This is a genomic window from Allobosea sp. ASV33 (assembly GCF_016428755.1).
Lineage (GTDB): Bacteria > Pseudomonadota > Alphaproteobacteria > Rhizobiales > Beijerinckiaceae > Allobosea.
This window is the reverse complement of sequence record NZ_JAELTI010000074.1, coordinates 20476-28109: the sequence shown is the minus strand read 5'-3', so window position 1 is coordinate 28109 and position 7634 is coordinate 20476. Positions and strand designations below refer to the sequence as shown.

General features: G+C 67.8%; 5 protein-coding genes. 3 read left to right on the top strand and 2 right to left on the bottom strand.

The annotated features are described in order from the left end of the window. Nucleotides 1-218: 218 nt before the first annotated feature. Together JHD80_RS19290 and JHD80_RS19285 are read right to left on the bottom strand one after the other, a co-directional pair. Nucleotides 219-1460, bottom strand: a complete 1242-nt coding sequence (locus tag JHD80_RS19290) for an NAD(P)/FAD-dependent oxidoreductase (protein ID WP_248311654.1) — start codon at nt 1458-1460, stop codon at nt 219-221. Next, the gene (locus JHD80_RS19285; protein WP_199090736.1) at nt 1457-2260 is read right to left on the bottom strand and encodes a glutamine amidotransferase; all 804 of its coding nucleotides are present in this window, start codon (nt 2258-2260) and stop codon (nt 1457-1459) included. Before JHD80_RS19285 ends, JHD80_RS19290 begins: the two co-directional genes overlap by 4 nt. Nucleotides 2261-2508: 248 nt before the next feature. Here JHD80_RS19285 and JHD80_RS19280 point away from each other — a divergent pair, with 248 nt between their 5' ends. From JHD80_RS19280 to JHD80_RS19270, 3 genes are all read left to right on the top strand, one after another. Beyond that, nucleotides 2509-3147 carry a TetR/AcrR family transcriptional regulator gene (locus JHD80_RS19280; RefSeq protein ID WP_199090735.1) on the top strand — a complete coding sequence of 213 codons (639 nt, stop codon included), beginning with the start codon at nt 2509-2511 and terminating at the stop codon, nt 3145-3147. A gap of 65 nt (nt 3148-3212) precedes the next feature. Continuing rightward, nucleotides 3213-4397: an efflux RND transporter periplasmic adaptor subunit gene (locus tag JHD80_RS19275; RefSeq protein WP_199090733.1), complete on the top strand. Its 1185-nt coding sequence runs from the start codon at nt 3213-3215 to the stop codon at nt 4395-4397. Between the two features lie 12 nt (nt 4398-4409). Next, nucleotides 4410-7631 carry an efflux RND transporter permease subunit gene (locus JHD80_RS19270; protein WP_199090731.1) on the top strand — a complete coding sequence of 1074 codons (3222 nt, stop codon included), beginning with the start codon at nt 4410-4412 and terminating at the stop codon, nt 7629-7631. Nucleotides 7632-7634 lie beyond the last annotated feature (3 nt).

The following is a 7634-nucleotide window of genomic DNA, read 5'->3' as shown; positions in this document are numbered from 1 at the left end:
CCCCCCCCCCCCCCCCCCCCCCCCCCCCCCCCCCCCCCCCCCCCCCCCCCCCCCCCCCCCCCCCCCCCCCCCCCCCCCCCCCCCCCCCCCCCCCCCCCCCCCCCCCCCCCCTTTTAATGCTCCGGCGACCACCGAGATCTACACCGAAGGTTAATCGTCGGCAGCGTCAGATGTGTATAAGAGACAGCTGCTGCGCAGATGCGGGAAGACAGCGGTTCTCAGCGGATGTAGCGCTCCGGCCGGAACGGCGTCGGGTTGATCGGCGGCTTCTCGCCGCAGGCCATGGCGGCGATCATTTCGCCGGTGATCGGCCCGGTCGAGAAACCGATATGCTGATTGCCGAAGGCGAGCCAGAGGCCGGGATTGCCGGGCGCCTCGCCGATCATCGGCAATGAATCCGGCAAGGTCGGGCGCGCACCGCGCCAGGTTTCGCCGACGACCTCGCCGAGCGGGAAGGCCTCGCGGGCCGACGCCGTCGCGCTGTCAATCTGGCGGTGATCGTCGGCCGCGTCGCGGAAGGAGAGGTCGACGCCGCTGGTGATGCGAAAGCCCTGCTCCATCGGCGCCATGTAATAGGCGCCGTCAACATCGTAGACCGGGCGTAACAGGCCGGTGCCGGCGGCCGGCTTGAGATGGCGGTGGTAGCCGCGCTCGACATCGAGCTTCGGATCGATCCCGAGCGGCTTTAGCAGATCGCCGCTCCAGGGGCCGAGCGCCACGACCGCTAGATCGGCCTCAAACGAGCCCGAAGCGGTGCTCGCGCGCCAGCCATTGCCATTACGGGTGAGCCCGGTGATCGCGGCCTGTTCGATCCGGCCTCCACGCTCGGCAAAGAGCGCCGCGTAGGCTTCGGTGACAGCGCCGGGGGAATCGACCGAGCCGACGCAAGGAATCAGGAGCCCGGCCGGGAAGATCGGGTTCAGACTGGGCTCGATGCCGGAAATGCCTTGCCGGTCGAGGATTTGCGACTCGATGCCGTGGCTCTTCAGGAAATCATGCTCGGCCCGGGCGGCGTCATGGCCGGCCTCGCTGCGCCAGAGCTTGATCGTGCCGGTCTCGCGCAGGCGATGAGAAACTCCAGCCTCGGCCATCAGAGTGCGGTGGCGCTCGACGGTGCTCGCCGTCAGCGCCTGCAAGGCGGCGATGCGGGCCTTGGCCTGCGAGGGCCGGGCCTCCCAGAGGAAGCGCAAGAGCCAACCCGGCCGGGTGAAGGCGCGGGTCCAGCTCAGGTTGAGCGCCGGGTGGCGGTTGCCGAGATAGCCCGTGATCTTGGCGTAGAGGGAGGGGTTGTTGAGCGGCACGATCGAGGAGGCCGCGAGCACGCCAGCATTGCCGTAGGAGGTCTCGCGGCCCGGTGCCTTGCGGTCGATCAGTGTGACCGCGATGCCGCGCTTCTGGAGCGCGAGCGCGCAGGAGACGCCGACCATGCCGGCGCCGAGAACGAGAGCTGTACGGGTCAAGGCGATGTCGATCCGGCTTCGGCCGGCTCCTTCAGCCAATGGTCGAGAAAGGCGTCGAGCCAGAGCCGGATCGCCGGATCATGCTGGAACCAACCGGGGATATGGGTATGGCCGAGCTGGGCGCCGGGCATCAGCGTGCGCTCATAGCCGCGCACCGACCAGCGATACATCATCGCCGGCGTCACCTCCGGATGGAACTGGATGCCATAGGCCTTGGAGCCGGTGCGGATGGCCTGGACCGGGAAATCGCCGCCGGTCGCCAGGCACTCCGCCCCGTTCGGGCAGTCGAAGCCGTCGCGGTGCCATTGATAGACGGTGCCGGGCCAGGTGAAGCCGGCCGCCGTGGCATGAGAACGACCGCTTTCGGTGATCCCGAGCGGGTAATAGCCGACCTCGGCGCGGCCCTCGCCATGGGTATAGACGCGCGCGCCCATATGCTTCGCCAGCATCTGTGCGCCCAGGCAGATGCCGAGGAAGGGGGCGTCCTCCTTCAGGCAGGTGCCGATCCAGTCGATCTCGGTCTTGATGAAATCCTCGGGATCGTTCGCGCCCATCGGCCCGCCAAAGATCACCGCGCCGGCATGCTCCCGCATGGTCTGCGGCAGCGCATCGCCGAAGCGCGGCTTGCGGATGTCGAGGGTATGGCCCCGCGCCTGCAGGAGGCGGCCGACACGCCCGGGTGTCGAATGCTCCTGATGCAGCACGACCAGCACCGGCTTGCGCGCGGGACCCGACGTGCGGGCGGTGAGGGGAGAGCGGGTGCGGCCGGCCGGGCGCAAGGGGAAGGCGTGGTCGTTCATCACGGACTTCAAGGTCGCTCGCGCGTGACGTTTGGGAGAGACGGCGCGCGAAGCCATGCCAGATCGCCCCCGAGCATGCGGTTCCAGACGGAACGAAGCAAGCAATTTATGCGCCGGAATGCGGCAATCGTCCGGCAATGCTCACGGTGCTTGTCCGGCCACGGATGGTCGCAAGGAGCGCTTCACTTGACGTCCGCCACCGTATCTGAGATGAGAATGAACGTTCATTCTCATTATCTTGAGCTCCGATGTCACCTGTGGTCCCCGCCTCGACGTCCGAATTCGCCCTGTCGGAACGGCATATCCGCATCCTTGATGCGGCCGAGCGCGTCTTCGCGCGCGCCGGTTTCCATGCCGCGACGATGCAGGATGTCGCGGCCGAGGCCGGCATGAGCCCGGGCAATCTCTACCGCTATTTCTCGTCGAAGGACGCCATCATCGCGGGCATGACCGAGCGGGACCGCAGCCTGATCGCAGAGGATTTCGGCAAGCTCTGCCCGAAGAACGGCTCACTGCTCGACCAGCTCGAGGCGCTCGGCCGCAAGCATCTCGTGGAGCAGCCGCGCGAGAAGGCGGTGATCGCCGTGCAGATCTGGGCCGAAGCGGCGCGCAATCCCGGGATGGCGCGGATGTGCTCGGAGATCGAGAGCACCGTGATCGAAGGGCTTGCCGCGGCGATCAGCGAGGCCAAGGCCAACGGCGAATTGCCGCCGCGGCTCGACGAAGGCCGCTTCCTGATGGCGGTCTCGATGATGGCGGACGGCTTCTTCTGCCGGCGCGCGATGGACCCGACTTTCGACATCGCCGCCGCTGCCGACACGCTCTTCACCGGCATGCGTCAGCTCTCCCAGACCATGCTCCTGCCCGAAACGGAGACGCAGCCGTGATCTCTGCCTCTCCCGGGCTTTCCCAGCTTCCGTCCGGCCGGATGGCCGCAACAGGATCTTCTCCGATGTCCCTTCGTTCGATCGTTCCGCTCTCCGCGATGATCGCTCTTGGCCTGCTGGCCGCGCCGCTGCCGGCCCGGGCCGAGACGGCCAAGCAGCAGGCGCCGTCCGCCGCAGCCGGGCCGTCCGTCACGGTGACGCAGGCGCAGACCACCGAGATCGTCCAGAGCGTGGTCGTCTCCGGCTCGATCGTCGCGCGCGACGAGATCCTGGTCGCGCCGGAGGTCGACGGGCTCTCGATCATCGAATTGCTGGCGCAGGAGGGCGACAAGGTCGCACGCGGGCAGGTCCTGGCGCGGTTGAACCGGACGACGCTCGAGGTCCAGAAGTCGCAGAACGATGCCCAGGTCGCCCGTGCCGAGGCGCTGATCGCGCAGGCCAAGGCCCAGATCGCCGAGGCCGACGCCAATGTCGTCCAGGCTAACAATGCCTTCGACCGGACCAGGGCCCTGCGCGAGAGCGGCAATACCAGCATCGAGACATTCGACCAGCGAGCTGCTGCCGCCCGCTCCGGCGAGGCACGGGCCAATTCGGCCCGGCAGGCGCTGGCGATCGCCACTGCCGATCTCGCTCTGGCCCAGGCGCAGGGCAAGGACATTACCGTCAAGCTGGCGCGTACCGAGATCAAGGCGCCGCGCGCCGGCACCATCAGCCGGCGCACGGCGCGGCTGGGCGCGATGGCGAGCATGCTGCCGCAGAGCGACCCGCTGTTCCGGATCATCGCCGATGGCGCGGTCGAGCTGGAGGCGCAGGTCGCGGAGGTCGAGCTTCCCCGGCTCAAGCTTGGGCAGGCCGTCGCGGTGACGCCGGCCGGCGCCAAGGAAGCCCTGGTCGGCAATATCCGGCTGATCATGCCGGAGGTCGACAAGGCGTCGCGGCTCGGCCGCGTGCTCGTCGCGCTCGACGGCAATCCGCCGGTCGCGATCGGCTCCTTCGCGCGCGGCGTCATCGAGACCGGCCGCAAGCGTGCGGTCACGCTGCCGCTTTCGGCGATCACCTATAACCGTTTGGGCGCGACCGTTCAGTCGGTAAAGGACGGCAAGGTCACGACCAAGCCGGTGACGCTCGGACTCGTCGGCGATGGCCGTGCCGAGATCGCGAGCGGCATCGCCGACGGCGAGACGGTCGTGGCGCGCGCCGGAACCTTCGTGCGCGACGGCGACGTGATCACGCCGGTCGCGACGAACTGACGGGCGGCTGCGATGAACATCAATTTCTCGGCCTGGTCGATCCGAAAGCCGGTTCCGGCGATCCTGCTCTTCTTCGTGCTCTGCGTGCTCGGGTTGCTCGCCTTCTCGAAGCTGCCGGTGACGCGCTTCCCGAACATCGATATTCCGCTGGTCTCCGTCACGGTGACGCAGTCCGGCGCGGCGCCGGCCGAGCTCGAAAGCCAGGTGAGCAAGCGCGTCGAGGATACGGTCGCCAACATCACCGGCGTGAAGCACGTCACCTCGACGCTGACCGACGGCCAGTCGTTGACGCTGATCGAGTTCCGGCTGGAAACCAACACGGACCGGGCCGTCAACGACGTCAAGGACGCCATCGCCAAGATCCGGGCGGACTTGCCGCGAACGATCGACGAGCCGATCATCCAGCGCATCGATGTCGAGGGCCAGTCGATCCTGACCTATGGCGCGGCCTCGGCCGGCATGACGCTGGAGCAACTCTCCTGGCATGTCGACGATGTCGTCGCGCGCGAATTGCAGGGGCTGAAGGGCGTCGGCCGGGTCGAGCGCTATGGCGGCGTCGATCGCGAGATCCGCATCTCGCTCGATCCCGATCGGCTGCTGGCGCTCGGCATCACCGCGGGCGAGGTCAACCGCCAGATCCGCGCCACCAATGTCGATCTCGCCGGCGGGCGGGGCGAGGTCGGCGGCCAGGAGCAGGCGATCCGCACGCTCGCGGGTGCGCGCACCGTCGCGGACTTAGCCGAGACCAAGATCACGCTCTCGGGCGGGCGCGAAGTCCGCCTGAAGGAGCTCGGCCGCGTCGAGGATTCGAATTCCGAGCCGCGTGCCTTCGGCCGCCTGAACAAGAGCCCGGTCGTCACCTTCGCGGTGTTCCGCTCGAAGGGCTCGAGCGAGCTCTCGGTCAAGGACGTCGTGGCGCAGCGCGTGGGGGAGCTGAACAAGCGCTTCCCGGATATCAAGATCACGCCGATCGACGACGCCGTCGCCTATACCTACGGCAACTACAAGGCGGCGATGGAGACGCTGCTGGAAGGCGCGGCGCTCGCCGTCATCGTCGTCTTCCTGTTCCTGCGCAACTGGCGCGCGACGCTGATCACGGCGATCGCCCTGCCGCTTTCGGCCATCCCGACCTTCTGGGCGATGGAGCTGATGGGCTTCTCGCTGAACCTCGTCAGCCTGCTCGGCATCACGCTGGTGACCGGTATCCTCGTCGACGACGCCATCGTCGAGATCGAGAATATCGTCCGGCACATGAAGATGGGCAAATCGCCCTATCGCGCTGCGATGGAGGCGGCCGACGAGATCGGGCTCGCGGTCATCGCGATCACCTTGACCATCGTCGCGATCTTCGCGCCGGTCTCCTTCATGGGCGGCGTCGCCGGCCAGTATTTCCGGCAGTTCGGCCTGACGGTGGCGGTCGCGGTGCTGTTCTCGCTGCTCGTCGCGCGCCTGATCACGCCGATGATGGCGGCCTATCTGATGAAGCCGGTCCACCATGCCGATCCCAAGGATGGGTTCGTCATGCGTGGCTATGTCGGACTGCTCAAGGGCACGCTGAAGAAGCGGCGCATTCCGTTCTTCCCGCGCCTCGACGGCACCGGGGGCTGGCGGACGATGCCGTTCAACACGGCCTATGCGACGCTGATCGTCGGCTTCATGTTCCTGGTCGGATCGATCCAGGCGACGCAGATGCTGCCGACCGGCTTCATCCCGGACGAGGACACCTCGCGCGTCGTGGCGAGCGTCGAATTGCCGCCGGGCTCGACGCTGGAGGACACCCGCGTCACCACCGACAAGCTCGTCGACGCGCTGAAGACGATCCCCGAAGTGCGCGATGTCTTCGTGCTCGGCGGCGCGTCGCCGACCGGCCAGCGCGAGGTGCGCCGCGCGGCGGTCTTCATCCTGCTCAAGCCCAAGGCCGAGCGCGACATCAAGCAGAAGGAACTGAAGGTCACCATCGCCGAGAAGCTCGCCAGCGTGCCTGATGTCCGCGCCTGGTATGTCAACGAGCGCGGCGAGCGCGAGATGGCCTTCTCGATCCTGTCGAAGGATGGCGAGGCGCTCGATGCGGCGGTCGCCAAGATCGAGGCGCGGATGCGCCAGGTCGACGGCTATCTCAATGTCGCGACCGCGGGTTCGCTCAGCCGGCCGGAATTGCGCGTGACGCCGAAGCTTGAGGAAGCTGCCAATCTCGGCGTCACGCCGGAGGCGATCTCGGAAGCGGTGCGGGTCGCCACGATCGGCGATGTCGGGCCGAACCTCGCCAAGTTCAACGCGGGCGACCGGCTGGTGCCGATCCGCGTCCAGCTCGACGAGGCCGCTCGGACCGACATGCGCAATATCGCGGCGTTGCGCGTGACCAATGCGACCGGCGTCTCGATCCCGATGACGGCGGTGGCCGATATCGGCTTCGGCGAGGGGCCGAGCTCGATCGACCGCTACGATCGCGTCCGCCGCGCCCAGATCGGCGCCGACCTGAAGCGCGGCTTCGAGCTCGGCACCGCTCAGGACACGTTCCAGGAGATCGTCAAGGAGGTGGGTTTGCCGCCTGGCGTCTGGATCGCCGCGACCGGCGATGCCGAGATCCAGGGCGAGGTCGTGCAGGGCTTCATCACCGCGATGACGACCGGCCTGATGTTGGTGCTGGCGGTGCTGATCCTGCTGTTCGGCTCGGTCTTCCAGCCGATCACGATCCTGCTCTCGCTGCCGCTCTCCTTCGGCGGCGTGGTGATCGCGCTGCTCGCAACCAACAACGCGGTCTCCATGCCGGTCTATATCGGCCTGCTCATGCTGATGGGCATCGTCACCAAGAACGCGATCATGCTGGTCGATTTCGCGGTGGAGGAGGTCGGGCGCGGCAAGGACCGTTTCACGGCGCTGATCGAGGCCGGCCGCAAGCGGGCAAGGCCGATCCTGATGACCACCATCGCGATGGCGGCGGGCATGCTGCCCTCGGCCTATGGCGTCGGCGACGGCGGCGAGTTCCGCGCGCCGATGGCGATCGCGGTGATCGGCGGCCTGATCGTCTCGACCGTGCTTTCGCTGATCTTCGTGCCTTCCTTCTACATGGTGATGGACGATCTCTCGCGGGGGACCGGCTGGCTCTTCGGCCGCTTCTTCGGCAAGGCCGAGGACGAAAGCCAGTGGGAGCCGATCGACGAGCACGCGGCCCCCGCGATCGCGACGGCGGAAGCGATGTCGAAGCCGGCCCCGCCGCGCATGGCGGCGGAGTGAGGC